The organism is Snodgrassella alvi (assembly GCF_002777855.1).
In the GTDB taxonomy this organism is placed as follows: Bacteria; Pseudomonadota; Gammaproteobacteria; order Burkholderiales; family Neisseriaceae; genus Snodgrassella; species Snodgrassella alvi_E.
Window position 1 is genome coordinate 18,508 of record NZ_MEIK01000031.1, and the last position, 21,315, is coordinate 39,822.

Here is a 21,315-nt window from a genome sequence, read left to right on the forward strand (position 1 = left end):
TGTCAGCAATGTTTTGTGTTTTTATAGAATATAGTGGAGAAAGTTGTATGGGTGAAAAAGCCTGGTCGGGCCGTTTTCATGAGCCGGTTAGTGAGCTGGTAAAGCAGTACACTGCATCGATTACTTTTGATCAGCGTCTTGCTCAATGTGATATTGAGGGTTCTCTGGCACATGCGCAGATGTTGCAGCAGGCTGGTGTGCTTAGTGCGGAAGATTTGAACGCAATTCAGCAGGGTATGCGGGAAATTCTACATGAAATTGCTGCCGGTAAAATCAACTGGTCAGTTGATTTGGAAGATGTTCATATGAATGTGGAACATCTGCTTACGCAGAAAGTCGGTGATGCCGGTAAACGTCTACATACCGGTCGAAGTCGCAATGATCAGGTAGCGACGGATATCCGTTTATGGCTGCGTGAGGAAATTGACCGTATTGTGTTGCTTATCAATGATTTGCAGTCTGCGCTGGTTGATTTGGCTGAAAAAAATGCAGAGGTGGTGATGCCTGGCTTTACGCATATGCAGGTGGCTCAGCCTGTTAGCTTTGGGCATCATATGCTGGCGTATGTGGAAATGCTGGGACGGGACTGCGAGCGAATGCAAGATTGCCGCCATCGAGTAAACCGGATGCCTCTGGGTGCGGCCGCGCTGGCAGGGACAACTTTTCCGATAAATCGGGAAGTGACAGCGCAATTACTGAGCTTTGAGGCTATATGTCAAAATTCTTTGGATGCGGTATCAGATCGGGATTTTGCTATTGAGTTTGCTGCAGCCGCATCGATTCTTATGATGCATCTTTCAAGGCTGAGTGAGGAACTGATATATTGGATGAGTCCGTGCTTCGGCTTCATTGATATTGCCGACCGTTTCTGTACAGGGTCGAGCATTATGCCGCAAAAGAAAAATCCGGATGTACCGGAACTTGTGCGCGGAAAAAGTGCGCGGGTGGTCGGACATTTGATGGGGCTGATTACCTTGATGAAATCGCAGCCATTGGCTTATAACAAGGACAATCAAGAAGACAAGGAACCTCTTTTTGATACGGTAGATACGTTGGTTGACACACTACGGATTTATGCCGATATGATGCGTGGTGTGAGTGTGAAGCCTAAAAATCTTCGAGCAGCGGTTTTACAGGGTTTTGCTACGGCAACTGATCTAGCTGATTATTTGGTGAAAAAGGGTTTACCATTTCGTGACAGTCATGAGGTGGTGGCACGTGCTGTACGTCTTGCTGAAGAACAGCAAAAAGAATTAAGCGAATTACCTCTGGATGTGCTGCAGTCTTTCTCTGGTTTGATTAAGGAAGATGTTTATCAGGTATTATCGCCGGAAGGCAGTTTGAATGCTCGTAATCATATAGGTGGTACGGCACCTGAGCAGGTTCGGGCACAGGTGGCTCGCTGGCGTAAGTGTTTACAGAGTAGTTAGTTCTGATTGTATGATCTGATAAGTCTTATTGAAAAAACAGGCAGATTTTTCTGTCTGTTTTTTTATATCCGGAAAAATATTCAAATATTTTTATGTCATGTTTTTTTATGGTTATGAGCAATTGTCGGTTTTTAATCTATTGTGATTGATAAGTGCCATTTTACGATGTATGCGAAAATCAGAAATAAGGTGACATGGTGTGTATTGATGTCATTGTTTAATGCAGTCAGAAGTTATAAGTAAATGATGTTTCAGGTAATTTGCTGTTTATTAGGTATTTATTAAATATAATTACAGATAGGTTTATTTGGAATTGATTATATGGTGATAAATCATATTTGATTTTAGCAATACATGAAATTGATGATTAGCTGGTATAGTTTGCGTATATCATTTACAATAATTAACGTACTTAAATTTTTTTGAATTTTTTTCAAGGGAAAACTATGCAATCACAAATGACTAAATTAATTTTGGCGCTTACTGTGGGCGGATTGTTATCTGCATGTGGGTCTAAGATAGAACAATCTCCTGATAAAATGGTTCGCGCTGGTATGCAGAGGATGATGAAAGAGGACAATCAGTACAATTTTTCGGGCACGCTTAAACTAGATGTACCAAATCAGGTTAATGAAGATATAGCTGATAAAAATTCTGATGTAATTGAACATAAAGCAAGTGATGCTTTTGACGTGGATTTAGATTCGAATTCGGATGAAGAAGCAGAAGTTGCAGATGAAAGAGATTACTATAAGAAGCAAATGAAGTCGTTAAATAAGGTACTAAATTTATTGAGTAAATCTTTTACCATTCCTTTTACCGGTGCAGTGGATATGCCGAAAGGACGTATAGAAGTTATTCCGGAATTGCGCTATGAAAACAAAAATGCTTTAGTTTCTTATAAATTTCCAACCTATATAGATTTTAATAATTTAGCATTGTACGTGGATGCCTCTGCCATAACTAATATCTCAGATATTATGAATGAGCAATCAAATCCTACTCGAGTAGTAGGTGACAGATATTTGCAATTAGCAGTGCCACAAGAAAGACTGGTGCATTTACCGGTTGAAGATTTGCTTAAAAGCCTACCTAAATCTGTAGATGATGGTTATGCTGCTATTGATGCAAATGCATTTACAAAGGTTGATGTAGATGAATTCGGTAAAAATCTGGATGCTAAATATCAGGTTAGGCTGAATTCAAACTATGCAATGAGCTTGAAGTATGATATAGCTATGCTGAAAAGCATTTCTGAAAGTTTGAAGCAGGCTGCTGCTAAAGCTGGATCAGATAGTAAATATCAACCTCAGGATTATGCGGTTTTACAAAATGTTGTTGATGGTTTAACGGCTATCTATGCTGGTTATGATAATGGGAGGTCTGGTGTACCAGCTGCTTATTTTATTCAGCAGTTGAGAAATAATTCTTCACCGATTATATATAATTTTTATTTGGATTCTAAGGGACGTATTACTGGGATGAGAACTGAAATGGAAATTCCTTTGGATAAAGTTAAAGAATTTAAGCAAGCAATTAAAATGGACTATCAGATCAAGTTTGACTATACCGGAAGTCCGAAATTTACGATGCAGCCTACGCCACAGAATTCTGTGAATATTGGATCTGGCTTAGGTTTATTTTAATATTATTTGGTGTTGGTATTGTTAGTTTGAATATAGTGTGGCCAGTATGCAATGCGTGCTGGCTATTTTATGGATGAAGCATTATGTGTCCGTTTGGGCTCAGCATGAAAAAAGTTGAAGTAACTAGGTTAAATAAAAGATTTTGAAAGTTAGCTTCTAATCACTTTTTGATGTCATTATGATGTATTAAATAAACTGATTCCGGCTCTTTCAGATTAGGCAACTAGTCGACTGGTTGGTAAGATATTTATATAAAATAAAATTTTCACTTGAATATAAATTGTTTTAGCCACGTGGGTGGTGCTCATGTACCAGTTGTTTCAGGCGTTCATTGGCAACGTGAGTATAGATTTGGGTGGTCCCTATGTCTGCATGTCCCAGCAGAAGCTGGACGACGCGCAAATCGGCTCCGTGATTAACCAGATGTGTGGCAAAGGCATGGCGTAATCCATGCGGACTAAGATGATGAATACCGGCAGCGCTTGCATATTTGGTTACAATCATCCAAGCAAGCTGGCGGCTGATGGCGGTTTTTTTCTGGCTGACAAATACGGCATCACATGCTTTTCCTTTAAGTAAGGCAGGTCTGGCATGTGTAAAGTAGTTTTGTAACCAGTCTGTGGCTTCTTCGCCAAGAGGTACCATGCGTTGCTTGTTGCCTTTACCGATGGTGCTAAGTAAGCCGTTTTGTAAATCAATTTCGTTTATGTGCAGGTTGACAGCTTCGCTGACACGTAATCCGGTGGCGTACATTAGTTCGAGTAAAGCTTTATCGCGCAAACCATGTATAGAATCAGTATCTGGAGCTGCTAGCAAGGCATCTATCTGGCTTTCAGATATAATATCGGGCAGATGCTGCCCTTTTTTCGGCATCTGAAGTTGCTCTGTGGGTAAATCCTGCCGCCGATTGTATTCTTGCATCCAACTAAACAGTCGTTTGCATGCTGACAAGGCGCGCGCTTGTGATGATGGCTTTTCTGTATCTACAAATAGAGCAGTGGCCAGTGATAACGTGTCTACGTTGAACCAGTTCAGTTGCTGTGCATGTAAGCGTCGGGCTATTTTGCTTAGATCGCGTCGGTAGCTTTCGAGAGTGTTAAAAGCCAGTTGTTCACTCAGCCATAAATGCTCTAGTAATGATTCAATTGGTTCGAGCAATTCTGCTGGTAAGGCTTGGGTTAGCATGTGGCATTTTCATGGGTAAGTAGCCAGCGTTTGATACCCAGTTCGAAACTATCGTTGCTCAGACTGAATCCACCTAGACCAGTAGCTGAAATTACTCGGTGACAGGGAATGATAATAGGTAAAGGATTTTTACCACAAGCTTGCCCCACAGCTCTGGGGGCGCTGCCCAATTGGCGCGCTATGTCGCCGTAGGTGACTACCTGCCCATATGGTATGGAGGCGATAACCTGCCAGACACGCTGCTGAAATTCAGTACCTGCGGATGAGGGTGGGAGGTTGAAATTGTGCAGGGTGCCGGCAAAATAAGCGTCAAGCTGTTGTGCCCAGAAACCGGTTAATTCGGGCATTTTTTCTGTTGTGTCTTTTTGCCAGCGTATGCCTTGTATGTTATTCAGCGGGTAACAATCTACAATTAGCGGGCAGCAAGGGGCATTGTAGAGGTAACTAGACATGATTTTGTAGGGTGTCTAAAACGATCTGAGCATGGCCGGCAGCTTTGACTTTGCGCCATTCCTGCACAATATTGCCATTTTTATCTAGAATGAAGGTGCTTCTTTCTATGCCGAATACTTTTTTGCCATACATGTTTTTTTCTTTGAGTACGTCAAACTGTCGGCATACATTTTCTTCGCAATCTGATAACAAGGTGACGTTGAGTTGATATTTGCAAATGAAGTTGTGATGACTTTTTTCTGTATCGCGGGATATGCCCACTACGCTGTAGCCAAGTTGTTTAAATTGAGGTAGTAAGGCGCTGAATTCCTGTGCCTCGGTTGTACAGCCGGGGGTGTTGTCTTTGGGATAAAAATAGACAACGGCGGGTAGGTGTTCGGCAATGTTGAAGCTGTTGTCTTCAGCGTCCGGCAGAGTGAAAAGCATTGATTCTGACATATTATATTTTCCTTTGTATGGATTTTTATGTTGTTAATTTAGTCACGGATAAAAGCGGTAATCAGTGGCTTATCGCCAATCAGGCGGCTGCAATGTCCGTGAATATTTGTATCAAATGAGACGCCTGTTGGTAGGGTATCTGCCGAATAGAAATATTCACCAGGTCCAAAGCGGCGGGTTGTACCATCACGCAAGCCGATTTCCATGATGCCCTGTAGTACAAATAGCCATTGCGGTTTGCTGGTACAGTGAAAGTCGCTGGCAAAGCCAACTGGGCTTTGGCGTAATTGTAGACCTTCCGCATTCATCCATGTGGATAAGCGGCTTTTTTCATTGCCTTCGCTTAATTCGATTTTTTCTTCTTTAAAACGTGCAAAGCCGTCTTTGTCGGTAAAGAGAATAATTTTGTTTAGTGTGGTCATGTTTATTTGTTGAATAATGGCTAAAAAATCAGTGCAGGGTATTGTACCACTGCACTGATGGAAAAATTAATCAGTCAGGCTGGTTTATCAGCCTATTACGCCAAGGCTGTCGTCTTTGGATGGGGTTTGGTTGTGTTTTGGTATCAGCCACAGGGTTGCTATGATGTCTAACAGATAGATGGACGCTAGTAAGCACAAGGCGGCATAGAAAGACCATTCTTTTACAAAAAAACCAATAACAAGTGGTCCAAAACCGCCAACTCCGCGACCAAGGTTGAAGAGGACGTTCTGAGCTGTAGCGCGCACATGCGGTGGGAAATTATCGGATATGAGGGCACCATAACCACCAATCATGCCATTAACAAATAGTCCCATGATGGCCCCACAGATTAGCAGGGCGGTAGGATCCTGTAATTGGGCATACTGCGCCACCATAATAAAGGCACCTATTTGGTAAATCAGAAAAATTTTCCAGCGTGCAAAATGGTCGGCGAGAAATCCAAATAGCCAGATGCCGATAATCATTCCGATTACGGTGACTGCTGTCCAATTACCGGATGCAGTGAGGCTGAAGCCCAGTTTGTTGGCCAGATAGCTGGGCATCCATATCATTAAACCGTAGTAGCCGAAATTTTGTACTGCACAGAGAATGAAGATGCCAAGGCTGGTTTTGGCCGTCTGACGGTCTTTGATCAGTAAACACAGGCGATTTGAAAAAGACAGCTCACCTTTGACTTTGTGTTCACGGGTAAATTGCTCTGGTTCGCTGGTATCGTGACGGATGAAGTAAGAGGCCACAGCAGGAAACAATCCGACTAAGAACATACCGCGCCAGCCAATAATGCTGAGCAAAAATGGGGTAATGAATGCGGCAGCCAGTACGCCGAGCTGCCAGCCTATGCCGACAAATGCTGATGCACGATTGCGCTTTGCTGCTGGCCAGACTTCTGCAATCATGGCCATGCCGATACCGAATTCCCCGCCTAGGCCCATGCCAGCTAGTGCTCGGTATATCAGCAGATCATAGTAGCCTTGTGCAATGGCGCATAGGCCAGTGAATACGGCAAACATAAGAATGGTCAGTGAGAGCATGCGCACACGGCCGAATCGGTCGCTTAGGTGACCAAATACAATGCCGCCAACAACTGAGCCAATTAGGGTCCATGTGACGAGAGAACCGGCCTGAGAAGCGTTGAGTCCAAGATCTGTGCTAATGGCGCTGAGCATAAAACCCAGTATCAATAGGTCGAAACCATCCATGGCGTAGCCACTAATGGCGGCGACCATGGCTTTTGCGGGGGTTAATTTTTTTCTAGGTTGATTCATAGGGGCTTAATGTCGGGAATCTAAAATGTTAATAATAGGTTTTACTGTGGTTGCAAGCTGTGTAAATTCGCCGGTCTGTGCCAGCGTTGGTGTATTTGGATAATATTCACGGTCAAAAGCTGTATCGCCACCATGTGGCAGTTTTTGTCCTTGTTGCAACGCTACGAAGTTAAATAACTGAGTGTCTGCCAAATGAGAGGGTATGACGTTCTGCAGGGCGGAAAACATGGATTCAATCCGTCCGGGAAATGTTTTATCCCACTGTTGCAGCATATCTTTAATTACCTGTCTTTGCAGATTGGGCTGAGAGCCACAAAGATTGCAAGGAATAATGGGGAAATTCTGGGTTTGTGCAAAGCGAATGAGGTCTTTTTCTTTAACATAAGCCAGAGGACGGATAATGATGTGCTCGCCATTATCTGATAACAGTTTGGGAGGCATGGCTTTAAGCTTGCCACCATAGAACATATTTAGAAACAGGGTTTCCAAAATGTCGTCGCGATGGTGTCCTAAAGCGATTTTGGTACAGCCATTTTCTTTTGCTACTCGGTACAGAATGCCGCGCCGTAATCGGCTGCACAGCCCGCAAGTAGTTTTACCTTCATTGATCACGCGTTTGACAACACTATATGTATCTTCTTCAATGATTTTAAACGGGACATTCAGACTGCTCAGATAATTCGGCAAAATATGTTCTGGAAAGCCTGGTTGCTTCTGATCCAGATTAACGGCCAGAATCTCAAACCGTACAGGAGCGGATTTCTGTAATCGCAGCAGGATATCCAGCAATGCATAGCTGTCCTTGCCACCAGAGAGGCAAACCATGATTTTGTCGCCGTCTGCAATCATCTGAAAATCATTGATAGCAGCACCAACCTGATGACGGAGCCGTTTGATCAGCTTGTTGTTTTCGTATTCGTGTTTTGGTGTATGGGACATGGATGCAGCAATAATTTAAACAAATAGCTGCCATTGTACAATAATTAGAGGCCGACTGATGTGACTCGGCCGGCCGTTTGTGAACTTTACAAGAATTAAATAGATGTTTTAACTTCTTTGGGATGGTTCTTTATCAAGCTCAAATACTTGATGTAGCACGCGCGTAGCCAGCTCCAGATATTTTTCATCAATTAACACGGATACTTTGATTTCAGAAGTAGAAATCATTTGGATATTGATGTTTTCTTTAGCTAATGTGCGGAACATGGTGGAGGCAATGCCTACATGTGAACGCATGCCCATGCCAACTATGGAAACTTTGCATACGGTATCATCGCCGCAAACTTCGCGGGCCCCGATAGTTTTCTGCACTTCATGCAGAATATCCAATGTATTTTGATAATCGCTACGTGGTACGGTGAAAGAGAAATCTGTGGTGCCTGCAGAACCTACATTCTGGATAATCATGTCTACTTCAATATTGGCATCGGCTACGGCACCGAGTATCTGAGAAGCCATTCCCGGTGTATCCGGCACACCACGCACATTAATTCGTGCCTGATTTTTATCAAAAGCAATACCGGATACTGCCGCATGTTCCATCATATCTTGATCCTCTTCAAACGTTATTAAAGTACCTTTGCCACTGTTTTCCAAACTGCTTAAGACGCGCAGCCGTACTTTGTATTTGCCGGCAAATTCTACCGAACGGATTTGCAAAACCTTGCTCCCCAAACTAGCCAGTTCTAGCATTTCTTCAAATGAAATGGTTTCTAGACGCCGTGCTTCTGGTACGACCCGCGGGTCGGTTGTGTAGACGCCGTCTACATCGGTATATATCTGGCATTCGTCTGCTTTCAATGCTGCGGCCAGAGCCACAGCTGAGGTATCAGAACCGCCTCTGCCTAGCGTAGTGATGTCGTTGTTGGCGTTTACACCCTGAAAGCCTGCTATGATGACAACCTTACCTGCATTCAGATCGCTACGAATGCGAATTTCGTCAATTGCATCGATTCTGGCTTTGGTGTGAGCGCAATCGGTTTTTACCGCTACCTGCCAGCCGGTATAGCTTTTGGCATCTACTCCAATGCTGTGTAAAGCCATGGCTAGAAGGCCGATCGTAACTTGCTCTCCGGTTGAAAGTACAACATCCATTTCGCGTGGATTGGGTTTTTCCTGTATTTCATGAGCCAGTGCAACTAAACGATTGGTTTCGCCACTCATTGCGGAAACCACTACGACAACATCATCACCATTGGCTTTGGCCTGTGCTACCCGACGCGCTACGTTTTTAATGCGTTCTACTGAACCTACTGAGGTACCGCCGTATTTCTGTACGATTAACGCCATAATACTGCTTGCTTTCTGAGTTGTTTTATTGTCAAAAAAGGAGAGACTGTGTAAACACTATCTGCTTATTTATCCAGTCAGGGCGTTCTTTGTAGCATTTTTATCATGTAAAAACAAGCCGCTGAATCAGTATTTTGTCAGATTCAAGCGGCTTGTTTTAAATTATCTTTAAATTTAGATAATAGTTAGTTGTATTTGTTTGAATTAATTGGCTTTTAATGCTTGCTGCTGAGCAGCAAGAATAGAACGGATGCCTTTTTGTGCCAGACTGATTAACTGATTCAACTGCTGGATACTAAATGTGGCACCCTCTGCGGTACCCTGAATTTCCACTAATTGTTCTGATGCAGTCATAACAATGTTGATGTCAGCATCGCAGTTTGAATCTTCTGGATAATCCAGGTCAAGTAACAATGTGTTGTTAAACATGCCAACAGAAATAGCGGCAACTGCTTCACGGATTGGTTTTTCATTGATGATACCTTGGGTAAGCAATTTGTTTACAGCCAGAGACATCGCGACGAAAGCACCACTTATGCTAGCGGTCCGGGTACCTCCATCAGCCTGAATTACATCACAATCAATCAGTATTTGGCGGCTTCCCAATTTTTCCATGTCCATCACGGCGCGTAGAGAACGGCCAATCAGGCGCTGGATTTCTTGTGTTCGACCCGTCTGTTTACCAGCTACAGCTTCGCGACGCATGCGGCCGTTGGCAGAGGCGGGCAGCATGCCATATTCTGCAGTTACCCAGCCACGTCCGCTTTCTTTCAAAAAAGGAGGTACATTTTCATCGATGGTGGCTGTGCAGATAACTTTGGTATTGCCGCAGCTGATAAGTACGGAACCGTCAGCATGGGGCAAAAAATGCGGAACAATAGCCAGTTGACGCGGTTCATCGTTTGCACGTTTGGTGCGGTGAGGTACTGTATTGGTTTTCATGCTGGCAGGACAGGAAAGAGTGATAAAGTAAATATTATATTACTTGTATGCTGTTCATCATACTAATTAGGTCTTTTAAGAATTAAGCGGATTTCGTTATACTTGATTTAATTGCCAGTTTGAATAATACAAGGCAGGAAAAAACGGTTTAAGGAAAATAATATGTTATACAGTATGACTGGCTATGCAAACGGTTCAGGACAATTTGGTAGTCGCCAAATCAACATTGAGCTTAGGGCTGTAAATCATCGTTATCTAGACATTCAGTTTAAAGTACCAGAGGAATTACGTCCTTTTGAAGGACAGATGCGTGAATTAATCAGCGCGGAAGTGGCTCGTGGGAAACTGGAATGCCGCATACAGATTCAGACATTACCTAATCAGAATACAGAAAGCCTGCCTATCAATCATCAATTGGTAGAGCAGCTGGCTGCATTTAATCATCAGTTGCGTCGCCAGCATAAGGATTTAGGTAAGTTAACAGTGGCGGATATTCTGCATTTTCCGGGTGTGCTTATGGCCACTTCAGAGGATGAGGATGTTTTATTAAATGGCGTGCGGACATTACTCAAACAAGTGTTAACCGATTTTAAAGCAGCTCGAGCTCGAGAAGGAGAGAAACTGCAACAGCATCTGTTGAACAGGCTAAATGATATGAGCGATATTGTGGCCGCAATACAGCAACTGTTTCCTCAATTATTACAGGATTATATGAATAAGTCCGAAACACGCTTACGCGAAGCTGTGGCACAGGTAGATGCAGAACGTCTGAAACAGGAATTTGTACTGTTTATGCAAAAGGCTGATGTGGATGAAGAGCTAAATCGGCTAAATACACATATCGCTGAAACAAGACGTCTTCTGCAGGAGCATAATGGTAGTGTAGGTAAGCGTCTAGACTTTCTGATGCAGGAACTAAACCGTGAAGCGAACACGCTGGGCAGTAAAGCCATTGCCATTGAATGTACTCAGGCTTCAGTAGGGTTGAAAGTACTGATCGAGCAAATGCGTGAACAGGTACAGAATGTAGAATAATTGCTATAGCATTATAAAATTAAAACCAGAAATATTTGTATTCATATACATGCATTTCTGGTTTTATGTTATTAAGTTTTTGTTTGAAGATGCTGTTAGAAAGACAAATTAACCATTCGATTAGCAGCCTCAATGCATTCTTCTACACTGGAAACCAATGCAATGCGGACATAACCGGCACCAGCGTTGCCATAAGGAGTATTGCGTGCAAGATAGCGACCCGGTAATACTCTGATTGCTGCTTTTTGCCATAATTTTTGAGTAAAGGCTAAATCATCGCAGTCGGGTACTGATAGCCACAAATAAAAAGAGGCATCAGGTTTGTGGATAGCGAATTTGCGCTGTAAAATTGGTAAGACTTTATCGAATTTTTCTCGGTACAGTTGTCTGTTTTCGATTACATGCTGTTCATCATTCCATGCAGCGATACTGGCGTACTGTACTGGTAGGCTCATGGCACTACCATGATAGGTACGGTATAGTAAAAAGCTGGACAAGAGTTTGCTGTCGCCAGCTACAAAGCCCGAACGCAATCCTGGTGCATTAGAGCGTTTGGATAGGCTGGTGAACATAATTAAATTATTAAATGTTCGTCCCGATAGTGTTGCAGCCTGCAAAGCTCCTAAGGGCTTATTGTTATCATCAAAGTAAATTTCTGAATAACATTCATCTGAAGCAATAACAAAGCCATATTTGTCTTGTAGTGCAAATAATTTCTGCCATTCTTCTAGATTCATGACGGCACCGCTTGGATTGCCTGGTGAACAAACGAATACCAACTGCACTTTCGACCATGTGTTGCTATCAATTTCCTCCCATTGGGGCATGAAGTGCGGTGCCCGACAATTGACATATTCTACTCGTGCGCCAGCCAGTAAAGCAGCTCCTTCATATATCTGATAAAACGGATTAGGGCTAATTACGACAGGTTTATACTCGCTGCTTGTATCTATAATGGTTTGGGTGAAAGCAAATAATGCCTCTCTACTACCTAAAACTGGCAGCACTTCACTTTCAGCATTGACACTTAAACCATCATATCGGCGGTTTAGCCACTGGGCGCAGGCTTCTTTTAATTCAGGTATCCCCGCCGTAAGGGGATATACAGCAAGTCCGTCCAGATGTTGCTGCAATGCGTCCGTAAGCACTGCAGGTGTGGGATGCTTTGGTTCGCCAATATGTAAGGATATAGGTTGTAGATTGGCTGGCGGTTCTAATCCATCCGTTAATTTACGCAGGCGGGCAAAAGGATAGGGTTGTAATAATTCTAGTTTTGAATTCATAGTGGTATATGCATCAAATTTTCTATACTTTGATACTACCACCAATCTGTTTACCGCAGCAGTAAGTTGTAATTTTTATTACTGCGCTTATATCAGTTGCTGGCAGACTTAAGCGTACTAAGTGTGTATAAAACTAATGAATAAATAAAAAGCCACATATTAAGTGGCTTAATGAACAAAATGAACACTCAGGCAGATTTTTGTTCAGCCTGTATATGTCCGGTTAATAAATAGTCAATGGTTTCTTTAACAGTACGCATAGCATTGCCAAAAGGTAAAGGATCTTTACCGCGGAAAAACAAACCTTTGTCAGTTTCACCGCGCCAAGCTGCAGCCAACTTCAGGTCAATACAGAATTGTCCGACTTTTTCCAGTCCATCACGTAGACCACATACAGATAAACAATTAATACCTTGTGTACAGCGTCGTGGATCTGCTTTGGCATTGGCCTGCAAAACACTTTCTCGTTTCAAGTAGCTGTCTAGAAACTTGGTTTTGACACCGCGCGCTGGTAAACCGGCGACAGACATGAACTCAACTATTTGTTCACCTTCAGCACCAGCCAGTGTTTTTTTGAAATTGATATGTGCATCACCTTCCTGCGTAACGGCAAAGGCTGTACCTATTTGTACTGCGGCGGCACCCCATTCTTTCAGGGCAGTGGAAATTTTCTGAAAGTTGGCCATTCCACCAGCGATGATTAAAGGAATTTTTTCCCGCTCTAAATCCAGTTTTTTAAATAATTCAAATGTTTCGGTTAAAACTCGTTTGAATTCAAAGCGTTCATCATTGACTCCAGCTACTGTAGCAGCTCCAAGATGACCGGCTGCATGTGCTGGGTGCTCAATTACAATTGCATCCGGAAGCCGGTTTTTTTTCATCCAGCGTTTGAGGACAATAGCGATACCACGGGATTCGGACAAAATCGGCAAAAGAGCAACGTCAGGAAAATTTTCGGTCATATCAGGTAAATCTAATGGCAAGCCTGCACCCATTACGATTGCATGAGCACCGGATTCACAGGCTTGTTGTACCATTGCCTGATGGTCTTTTACCGCTTTCATGACATTTACGGCAATCATGCCACGTCCTTCTGACTGTGCCAAGGCAGCTTTAATTTCTCGGTCTAGAGCAATCCGGTTGAGGGTATCGTATTTTTCCTGAGTGGGATTTTCTTTAGATTGTTCCAGTAAATCGGGATGAAGATGACGCAAATCTACACTTGCAATGGTACCAACACCATTTTCACGTGCTACGGCACTGGCCAGTTTGGACGCGGAAATACCTACGCCCATCCCTCCCTGTACTATCGGAATGAGATGATGATTGCGAATAATGAGTGGTGCAAAGTCCTGCATGCTGCTTCCTGTCTCTTAATGCCCGATGAGTGTCATTACTACTAAAGTGTTATAATTGCGGCTGAAAAAGCGGACAGGCGTCTGTTTCTCAGCTGGTTTTTACTAATTAGTGTATCTACTCTATTCTTGCACAAAGCCACTGTCAAGAAAATAAAAGCCGGCAAGGGCGTTTAAATCAGGCTTTGTAAGCTCTTTTGTGGGTTTTGTACGACAAGGTTAGGTATTGTAATGATAATCAGTTAAGCCTTTTTGCTTAGAGAAATTATTACCAACTCATGTTATATTCCCGTAGTGGGGATGAATCAGTTAATCACACAGGGTATCAATGAATGATGGCATGTAATGCACAGCGGCGTGCCGTTTTAGGCGCGCTGATTCTGTTTCTTTCGGCCTGTGGTACCGGAAAACGTAAAAGAGTTCAGATTGCCGGTCAGCACCATCTAGCTCCTATCCGGATTACTAAAATCAGCCACAGGGCAGGCAGTCAGGAATTAATGCTGCAAAGCCTGAGTCTGATAGGCACCCCGTACCGATATGGTGGTAGTACCCGTGATAATGGTTTTGATTGTAGTGGTATGGTGCAATATGTTTACCAGCAAGCTTTGCAAGTAAGGCTACCCCGTACTGCTCGAGATATAGCCGCTGTTTCTGCTCCAATTCGTACGCGCGATCTGGAGGTCGGGGATTTGGTTTTTTTCAATACTTCGGGTCAGACGTATTCTCATATGGGGTTGTATATCGGTAACGGTGAATTTATTCATGCTCCTTCCAGTAACGGTGTGATTCGTACGGCCAGACTGGATCAACCCTATTTCAGCCAGCGTTTTACAGGTGCACGAACGCTGTTTGCCCGTTAATCAAAAAAAGAATGAACTTTCTTTTTGAAACTGAGTAAATAAAATAAACAGGACAACAACATGAGTGAGCAAGATTTAGTATTGGTACTTAATTGCGGCAGTTCTTCCGTGAAAGCTGCAGTAATGGATGTGGCCGAAAAAGAAGTTTTAATGAGCTGTCTGGCTGAAAAAGTAGGCAATACTGATGCTTTCATTACTTTTAAAATAAATGGTGAAAAACACAAACATGCTTTGACAGGTAGTCATGACCATGTAGCTGCTGTTATGGCTTTGCTGGAACAGCTGAAAGATTTAGGACTATACGATCGCGTAAAAGCGATTGGTCACCGTGTGGTTCATGGTGGCGAACGTTTTACTCAGTCTACAGTGATTACTCCTGAAGTAATGCGAGATATAGAAGCCTGTATTGTGTTGGCTCCATTACACAATCCGGCTCATATTCTGGGTATTCAGGCTGCTCAGCAGGCATTTCCAGACTTACCACAGGTAGCGGTGTTTGATACGGCATTTCATCAGACTATGCCTCCACATGCCTATCACTATGCTATTCCATCTACCCTATATACTCGTTATGGTGTGCGCCGTTATGGTGCTCATGGTACCAGCTATCGCTATGTGGCACAGGAAACCGCTGCTTTTTTAAAGCGTGATATCAATGAAATGAGTATGGTTATTGCTCATCTAGGCAATGGTGCATCCATTACAGCTGTGAAAAACGGCCGTTCACAGGATACCAGCATGGGTCTGACTCCGCTTGAAGGGCTCGTAATGGGTACCCGTTGTGGTGACATTGATCCAAGTATTTTTTCATTCTTAGCTGCTAATGCCAAAATGAGCATCGAACAGATTACTGAAATGCTGAATAAGGAAAGCGGATTGCTCGGTCTATCTAATCTGTCCAATGACTGCCGCATGCTGGAAGAAGCAGCCGCTAATGGACATAAAGGGGCAGAGCTGGCTTTGGATGTTTTTGCTTACCGCTTAGCTAAATATGTAGGCGGCATGATGGTTGCTTGTGGCAGTCTTGATGCGCTGGTCTTTACCGGAGGTATTGGTGAAAACTCTACCATGATGCGTGAAAAAGTAGTGAATTATCTGAATGTGTTCGGTCTTATTCTGGATCATGATGCCAATATGGAAGCTTGCTTTGGTACGCCAGGTGTAATCAGCACAGCAGATAGTAAAGCATCCGTGATGGTGATTCCAACCAATGAAGAGCTGATGATTGCTCAGGATACTGCTCGTCTAACTGGTATGCACCTATAATAATTTATATTTGTTTGGGATGGATACACATCTCAGGATGTAAAGTAAAACTGGCTTTGTATTTTTACTTAGCCGGTTTTATTTTTAAATTATATGTTTGCTTATTCAAAGTAATTTTTTCGGAAAAATAAAAAGGAATCCCTTGGAGGATTCCTTTTATTGAATAATAAATCGGTTTTAAAGATTTAGATTTAATTTCCCCAGTATGATGAAATGATTGCCTGCTGATTGAATAGCATCTTTTGTTCATCTATTGATTGGATGTTTTGCGAATCAGAACTAAAGGATGACATGGCATTCACTAATTGCTGAATTTGTGAGGCAAATATTTCTTTACCATCAGCCGTGGTGATGCTGTATTGGCGACAGTAATCAGTAAGATACCAGTTTTTAACCGTCACCTGATCTGTAGTGCCTAGATGGCTGATAATTAAATCATTGCCGTTATGACTAAACCACAATTCATTACTTTTATAGTCTTTGAAAGCCAGAATATCACCTTGTTGGGAATTTGCAGCCATATCGCTGACTACATCTTGTCCGTGGCCGGCATTGAAAATATACATATCTCTTTCAAAATTGCCACCATAGAGATAATCATTACCAGCACCTCCATTTAGTATATCGTAGCCTTCTTCACCAAAGAGTGAATCATTTCCGCCACCTCCTAGAAGGATATCATTGCCACTACCACCATTGATATTGTCATCACCTTCTTCTCCATAAAGAGTGTCATTACCTTCATTCCCATAGAGAATATCGTTGCCTTTACCTCCGTAAATAACATCATTGCCTTTTCGGCCATTGATGATGTCGTTGCTGTCCCATCCATTGAGCACATCATCAGCATCTGTACCTTCAATTATGAATGTCATTTTAGCAATATCATCGACGGTGAATGTTTTATCTTCGAAAATAAAGTTGAATGCACGGGTATAGGGGCTTTCGCGGTCGAAATAATTAGCCAGAGTAACAGAATCATTACTTCCATAAGCCTTAATAATTAAATTATTTCCTGTGCGGCTAAATATAGCATTCGAAGATAATGCTTTTTCGAATTTTATGTCGTTAAACTGGCATTCTTCTGTAGATTGGCTTTTGTCATATATCGTATCCTGTCCATGGCCTGCCTGAAAGATATACAGGTCTTTGCCTTCTTCACCTGAAAGAATGTCATTGCCAGTACCGCCAATTAGTACATCATAACCATTTCCACCTATCAGGATATCGTCACCGCTACCGCCTACAAGAATATCGTCACCATTACCGCCATCAAGGTAATCATCTCCATCACCACCATTCAGAATATCGTTACCATCTTCTCCATAGAGTTTGTCATTACCGGTATCACCATTCAGTATGTCGTTACCACTTCCTCCATAAAGGATATCATTTCCCGCTTTACCGTTGATGATGTCGTTACCTTCCCACCCATGTAATACATCATCACCGTCGGTACCGTTTGTTGAGATGTTTATATTATTGATGATATCTGCTGGCAAAGTTATGTCGGCAAAAACAAAATTGTAAGCACGATAGCCGGTATTACTTTGGTTAAAAAAGTTGCTCAAAGTAACAGAATCATTGCCACCATAAGCTTTAATGATAAGATCATTGCCTGAGCGGCTAAAAATCACATTTTGAATATAGGCATTTTCAAATACAACATCGTTGTATTGCTCTTTATCCGTACTTGAACCTAAATCATTGATAATATCCTGACCATGGCCGGCCTGAAAAATATATCGGTCTTTTTCCCAGTCTCCACCACTTAGAATGTCGTTTCCTGCTCCACCATCCAAAATGTCATAACCATGTCCTCCTATTAAGGTATCATTGCCATTTCCACCTATAAGTATGTCGTTACCATTGCCACCATCAAGATAATCGTCACCGGCTCCACCGCTTAAATAGTCGTTACCATTTTCTCCATAGAGTTTATCGTTTCCATCGTCTCCATTAAGAATATCGTTGCCATTACCGCCATAAATAATATCATTTCCCAATCCGCCGTTAATGATATCGTTGCTGTCCCAGCCCTTAAGTATATCGTCTCCACTGGTGCCATCGATTGTGAATGTCATAGCAGCAATATCATTGATACTTAATGTTTTATCAGAAAAGAAAAAATTAAACGAGCGGCTGTATTGATTATCTGAATTAAAGAAATCTGTGAGGGTAACGGAATCCTTAGCACCATATGCTTTAATAATCAGATTATTACCTGAGCGGCTGAATTTGGCATCAGCAAAACAAGCATTTTCGAAAATAACATCGTTAAACTGGGTTTTATCAGTGTCTGTACTATTATCCTGAATGGTATCTTGTCCATGACCGGACTGGAAAATATAGAAATCCTTACCATTTCCTCCATCCAGAAAATCATTACCGCTGCCACCATTAAGTACGTCTTGACCGTTACCACCATACAGATGATCATTTCCATCGCCACCATTAAGAGTGTCGTTATCTTCTTCGCCATACAGCCAGTCATCACCGGCATCTCCATAGAGTATATCGTCACCCTTTCCGCCGTAAATCGTGTCATTTCCCAGCCAGCCACTGATGATGTCTTTACTGTCCCAGCCTGTAATGATGTCATCAATCCAAGTACCGTTTATCACAAAAGTCATTTGTGCAATGTCTTCAACAGTAAGTGTTTTGTCTTCGAATATAAAATTAAAGGCACGCTTTTGCGGACTATCGGGGCAGAAATAATCGGTTAAAGTCACTGAATCATTGCCACCATAAGCTTCAATAATTAAATTATTTCCAGAGCGGCTGAATAGGGCATTTTTTACGTAAGCTTTTTCAAATTTAACATCATTAATACTGCTTACATCTGTTTGGCTGCTTTTATCGTTAATTACATCCCGCCCATGGCCGGCTTGAAAAATATAGAGGTCTTTACCATCTCCTCCAGCCAGTATATCGTTACCTGTACCGCCGATTAGAACATTGTAGCCATCATCACTTCCTATCAGGATATCGTTACCATTTCCACCAACCAGCATGTTGTCTCCATGCTCACCTTCCAGATAGTCGTCACCATCACCACCATTGAGGATATCGTTGCCATAGCCACCGTATAGATGATCATTTCCGGAGTCTCCGTTGAGGGTATCGTTGCCGCTGCCTCCATAGATGGTGTCGTTACCAGCTCCACCATTGATAATGTCGTTGCTTTCCCATCCATAAAGTACATCATCATTATTGGTGCCGTTAAGCATAAAAGTCATGGCGGCTATGTCATTCCTGCTTAAAGTTTTGTCTGTAAAGACAAAGTTGAATGCGCGGCTGTAAGCGTTATTGGGGTTGAAGTAATCAGGCAATATTACATAATCTGCCGGTCCGTAAGCTTTGATGATTAAATCGTTACCAGAACGGCTGAATGTGGCATTGCTTGCACAGGCTCGAGTAAAAATTAGATCATTGTATTGGGCTTTGTCATATTCGTTGCCTTTGTCTCTTACGATGCTTTGTCCGTGACCTGGCTGAAAAAAATAGCGATCTTTAGTCCAGTCGTTCCCAGTTTGGATATTATTAACAGTTTTATTCATTCTTATGCTCATTTTGTAGGTTGAAAGAAGTGATAAAGAGAAATTTAATAAAAGTGATGCCAATTTTAATTTCAATATTTAAGTTAAATTTCTTTGAATTGTTTACTTATATTAACCAAAAAATTATGTAAAGTTTTTTTATGGCAATCTTGATAATTTCTGCAAACAATAATTTTTCATAAGCTTTATATTCTGTCTCTGTAGTAAATGATAAATTAATGAATATATCCCATAAATTAACATAGTTAACATAAGTTCTGCAAATGAGATTTTTCAATAGTTCAATGATTTTATTATCCAAATATTTTTTTCTGGATAGAATATTTATGAAATTTTTGTTATAAAAAAACAAATATAAAATATTGTTTATAACTTAATATTTAAAAGGCTAATCAAGGGTTTAGGCAGATTGGTTCCCCAATGAATACATCTAGTCATGTGTTTATCCTTTGGCTTTTATAATGTGAGTATTTTTGGTAGAAGTGTGCATGGACTGGTTTATCCGAAGATAAGCTTATGAACGCATAGGGCAGGTCACCGCAAAAAAATAACAAAGATATTTAAATCAATAGTGAAAGATTTGAAGGATTTTGTTTTTTATATAAAAACAGGCCTCACAATAATTGTGATGCCTGTTTATTGCATATCTTCTCTTCTTTGAATTTCTCTAATTGAAATAAGCTATCTTAGTAAGAGATTCCTCTTCGAAATCAACATCGGCAAATTGAATAGTATCGGCAGTACCTTGAATATCATTAATGATATCTTGGCCATGAACTTTGGCAAAAACATAAGTATCGTTACCATAGTCACCTTCCATATAATCATTGCATGTACCACCGATTAAAGCATCATTACTCCATTGACGTAAAGCTATCTTTTCCTTTACCTCTGTTGATAAGATTATTTCCATATTTATACGGTAATGATATTATCATTATCATCACCATTCTGGATAAATGTAATTTTATTAATGATATCCTGAGGATTAAGCGTTACATCTTCAAAAATAAATTTGAATGAACGATATTGGTCAGGATTAGTGACGAAATAATTAGGCAGGGTAAGTGAATCTTCTTTACCATAGGCTTTGATGATTAAATCATCACCGGAACGACTGAAATAATCGACAGAGAAATTGGCACCTTTGAACACAATTTCATTGAGGTCATTGATATAATAATAATTTCCTGTATCTTTAATGATATCGTGCCCATGGCCGGCTTCGAATTCGTAACGGTCTTTTTCATAGTTGCCACCGCTAAGCGTGTCATTGCCGGTACCGCCAATAAGGATATCGTAGCCGGCACCGCCATTTAGGATGTCGTCGCCAGCGCCACCGTAAAGGATATCATTGCCTGCATCGCCGCTAAGCGTATCATTACCCTCTTCACCGTAGAGGATATCATTGCCATCTTTACCGTAAAGGGTATCATTTCCTTTACCACCGCGGATAATATCATTAGTTTGCCATCCGGTAATGATATTATCATTATCATCACCATTCTGGGTAAATGTAATTTTATTAATAATATCCTGAGGGTTAAGCGTTACATCTTCAAAAATAAATTTGAAAGAACGATATTCGTCAGGACCATTGTTAAAGTATTTAGGCAGGGTAAGTGAATCGTCCTCACCATAGGCTTTGATGATTAAATCATCACCGGAACGACTGAAATAATCGACAGAGAAATTGGCACCTTTGAACACAATTTCATTGAGGTCATTGATATAATAATAATTTCCTGTATCTTTAATGATATCGTGCCCATGGCCGGCTTCGAATTCGTAACGGTCTTTTTCATAGTTGCCACCGCTAAGCGTG

General features: G+C 41.7%; 18 protein-coding genes. 5 read left to right on the forward strand and 13 right to left on the reverse strand.

The features are described from left to right. Positions 1–47: 47 nt before the first annotated feature. Both argH and BHC43_RS05520 read left to right on the forward strand, forming a co-directional pair. Positions 48–1,430: an argininosuccinate lyase gene (gene argH, locus BHC43_RS05515; protein WP_100156752.1), complete on the forward strand. Its 1,383-nt coding sequence runs from the start codon at positions 48–50 to the stop codon at positions 1,428–1,430. A gap of 446 nt (positions 1,431–1,876) precedes the next feature. Beyond that, the gene (locus tag BHC43_RS05520) at positions 1,877–3,076 is read left to right on the forward strand and encodes a hypothetical protein (RefSeq protein ID WP_100156753.1); all 1,200 of its coding nucleotides are present in this window, start codon (positions 1,877–1,879) and stop codon (positions 3,074–3,076) included. Between the two features lie 285 nt (positions 3,077–3,361). On the opposite strand, the gene xerD is transcribed toward BHC43_RS05520, so the two are convergent. The 8 genes from xerD to rph all read right to left on the reverse strand — a co-directional run bounded on the left by xerD (position 3,362) and on the right by rph (position 10,131). Continuing rightward, positions 3,362–4,261, reverse strand: a complete 900-nt coding sequence (gene xerD, locus BHC43_RS05525; RefSeq protein ID WP_100152062.1) for a site-specific tyrosine recombinase XerD — start codon at positions 4,259–4,261, stop codon at positions 3,362–3,364. After that, complete coding sequence (locus tag BHC43_RS05530) at positions 4,255–4,713, reverse strand: methylated-DNA--[protein]-cysteine S-methyltransferase (protein ID WP_100156754.1); 459 nt, start codon at positions 4,711–4,713, stop codon at positions 4,255–4,257. Before BHC43_RS05530 ends, xerD begins: the two co-directional genes overlap by 7 nt. Then, positions 4,706–5,152, reverse strand: coding sequence for a peroxiredoxin (locus BHC43_RS05535; protein ID WP_100141256.1), 447 nt, complete (start codon positions 5,150–5,152; stop codon positions 4,706–4,708). The genes BHC43_RS05530 and BHC43_RS05535 overlap by 8 nt, the downstream gene beginning before the upstream one ends. 38 nt (positions 5,153–5,190) lie before the next feature. Continuing rightward, on the reverse strand, positions 5,191–5,574 hold the full coding sequence (locus BHC43_RS05540) for a hypothetical protein (protein WP_100152064.1): 384 nt from the start codon (positions 5,572–5,574) through the stop codon (positions 5,191–5,193). Positions 5,575–5,661: 87 nt separating this feature from the next. Next, positions 5,662–6,900 carry an MFS transporter gene (locus BHC43_RS05545; RefSeq protein ID WP_100141254.1) on the reverse strand — a complete coding sequence of 413 codons (1,239 nt, stop codon included), beginning with the start codon at positions 6,898–6,900 and terminating at the stop codon, positions 5,662–5,664. 6 nt (positions 6,901–6,906) lie between these two features. Further along, on the reverse strand, positions 6,907–7,839 hold the full coding sequence (gene ttcA / locus BHC43_RS05550; RefSeq protein WP_100156755.1) for a tRNA 2-thiocytidine(32) synthetase TtcA: 933 nt from the start codon (positions 7,837–7,839) through the stop codon (positions 6,907–6,909). Positions 7,840–7,947: 108 nt separating this feature from the next. Continuing rightward, entirely contained in the window at positions 7,948–9,189 is a 1,242-nt protein-coding gene (locus BHC43_RS05555) for an aspartate kinase (RefSeq protein WP_100141252.1), read from the reverse strand. Between the two features lie 204 nt (positions 9,190–9,393). After that, the gene (gene rph / locus BHC43_RS05560) at positions 9,394–10,131 is read right to left on the reverse strand and encodes a ribonuclease PH (protein WP_100156756.1); all 738 of its coding nucleotides are present in this window, start codon (positions 10,129–10,131) and stop codon (positions 9,394–9,396) included. Positions 10,132–10,293: 162 nt separating this feature from the next. On the opposite strand from rph, the gene BHC43_RS05565 reads away from it, so the two are divergent. Continuing rightward, entirely contained in the window at positions 10,294–11,166 is an 873-nt protein-coding gene (locus tag BHC43_RS05565) for a YicC/YloC family endoribonuclease (RefSeq protein ID WP_257377991.1), read from the forward strand. A gap of 95 nt (positions 11,167–11,261) precedes the next feature. On the opposite strand, the gene dapC is transcribed toward BHC43_RS05565, so the two are convergent. Next, positions 11,262–12,449 (reverse strand): succinyldiaminopimelate transaminase, encoded by a 1,188-nt coding sequence (gene dapC, locus BHC43_RS05570; RefSeq protein ID WP_100156757.1) that lies wholly within the window; start codon positions 12,447–12,449, stop codon positions 11,262–11,264. Positions 12,450–12,637: 188 nt separating this feature from the next. Then, positions 12,638–13,807: an NAD(P)H-dependent flavin oxidoreductase gene (locus tag BHC43_RS05575; RefSeq protein ID WP_100141249.1), complete on the reverse strand. Its 1,170-nt coding sequence runs from the start codon at positions 13,805–13,807 to the stop codon at positions 12,638–12,640. A gap of 329 nt (positions 13,808–14,136) precedes the next feature. Here BHC43_RS05575 and BHC43_RS05580 point away from each other — a divergent pair, with 329 nt between their 5' ends. Next, the gene (locus tag BHC43_RS05580; protein ID WP_257377992.1) at positions 14,137–14,664 is read left to right on the forward strand and encodes a C40 family peptidase; all 528 of its coding nucleotides are present in this window, start codon (positions 14,137–14,139) and stop codon (positions 14,662–14,664) included. Between the two features lie 60 nt (positions 14,665–14,724). After that, positions 14,725–15,930 carry an acetate kinase gene (locus BHC43_RS05585; protein ID WP_100141248.1) on the forward strand — a complete coding sequence of 402 codons (1,206 nt, stop codon included), beginning with the start codon at positions 14,725–14,727 and terminating at the stop codon, positions 15,928–15,930. A gap of 191 nt (positions 15,931–16,121) precedes the next feature. Here BHC43_RS05585 and BHC43_RS05590 read toward each other — a convergent pair whose 3' ends face one another. The 3 genes from BHC43_RS05590 to BHC43_RS05605 form a co-directional block, all read right to left on the reverse strand. Beyond that, positions 16,122–19,490: a calcium-binding protein gene (locus BHC43_RS05590; RefSeq protein WP_180297430.1), complete on the reverse strand. Its 3,369-nt coding sequence runs from the start codon at positions 19,488–19,490 to the stop codon at positions 16,122–16,124. Between the two features lie 667 nt (positions 19,491–20,157). Continuing rightward, complete coding sequence (locus BHC43_RS05600; RefSeq protein ID WP_100156760.1) at positions 20,158–20,403, reverse strand: hypothetical protein; 246 nt, start codon at positions 20,401–20,403, stop codon at positions 20,158–20,160. A 2-nt stretch (positions 20,404–20,405) separates the two neighbouring features. Next, on the reverse strand, positions 20,406–21,315 hold a 910-nt coding region (locus tag BHC43_RS05605; protein ID WP_144078741.1), incomplete at its 5' end, for a calcium-binding protein.

What these genes read in the sequence shown, in the direction of transcription:
- argH (WP_100156752.1), top strand. Translation starts at nt 48, where the DNA reads ATGGGTGAAAAAGCCTGGTCGGGCCGTTTTCATGAGCCGGTTAGTGAG.
- BHC43_RS05520 (WP_100156753.1), top strand. Translation starts at nt 1,877, where the DNA reads ATGCAATCACAAATGACTAAATTAATTTTGGCGCTTACTGTGGGCGGA.
- xerD (WP_100152062.1), bottom strand. Translation starts at nt 4,261, where the DNA reads ATGCTAACCCAAGCCTTACCAGCAGAATTGCTCGAACCAATTGAATCA.
- BHC43_RS05530 (WP_100156754.1), bottom strand. Translation starts at nt 4,713, where the DNA reads ATGTCTAGTTACCTCTACAATGCCCCTTGCTGCCCGCTAATTGTAGAT.
- BHC43_RS05535 (WP_100141256.1), bottom strand. Translation starts at nt 5,152, where the DNA reads ATGTCAGAATCAATGCTTTTCACTCTGCCGGACGCTGAAGACAACAGC.
- BHC43_RS05540 (WP_100152064.1), bottom strand. Translation starts at nt 5,574, where the DNA reads ATGACCACACTAAACAAAATTATTCTCTTTACCGACAAAGACGGCTTT.
- BHC43_RS05545 (WP_100141254.1), bottom strand. Translation starts at nt 6,900, where the DNA reads ATGAATCAACCTAGAAAAAAATTAACCCCCGCAAAAGCCATGGTCGCC.
- ttcA (WP_100156755.1), bottom strand. Translation starts at nt 7,839, where the DNA reads ATGTCCCATACACCAAAACACGAATACGAAAACAACAAGCTGATCAAA.
- BHC43_RS05555 (WP_100141252.1), bottom strand. Translation starts at nt 9,189, where the DNA reads ATGGCGTTAATCGTACAGAAATACGGCGGTACCTCAGTAGGTTCAGTA.
- rph (WP_100156756.1), bottom strand. Translation starts at nt 10,131, where the DNA reads ATGAAAACCAATACAGTACCTCACCGCACCAAACGTGCAAACGATGAA.
- BHC43_RS05565 (WP_257377991.1), top strand. Translation starts at nt 10,294, where the DNA reads ATGTTATACAGTATGACTGGCTATGCAAACGGTTCAGGACAATTTGGT.
- dapC (WP_100156757.1), bottom strand. Translation starts at nt 12,449, where the DNA reads ATGAATTCAAAACTAGAATTATTACAACCCTATCCTTTTGCCCGCCTG.
- BHC43_RS05575 (WP_100141249.1), bottom strand. Translation starts at nt 13,807, where the DNA reads ATGCAGGACTTTGCACCACTCATTATTCGCAATCATCATCTCATTCCG.
- BHC43_RS05580 (WP_257377992.1), top strand. Translation starts at nt 14,137, where the DNA reads ATGATGGCATGTAATGCACAGCGGCGTGCCGTTTTAGGCGCGCTGATT.
- BHC43_RS05585 (WP_100141248.1), top strand. Translation starts at nt 14,725, where the DNA reads ATGAGTGAGCAAGATTTAGTATTGGTACTTAATTGCGGCAGTTCTTCC.
- BHC43_RS05590 (WP_180297430.1), bottom strand. Translation starts at nt 19,490, where the DNA reads ATGAATAAAACTGTTAATAATATCCAAACTGGGAACGACTGGACTAAA.
- BHC43_RS05600 (WP_100156760.1), bottom strand. Translation starts at nt 20,403, where the DNA reads ATGGAAATAATCTTATCAACAGAGGTAAAGGAAAAGATAGCTTTACGT.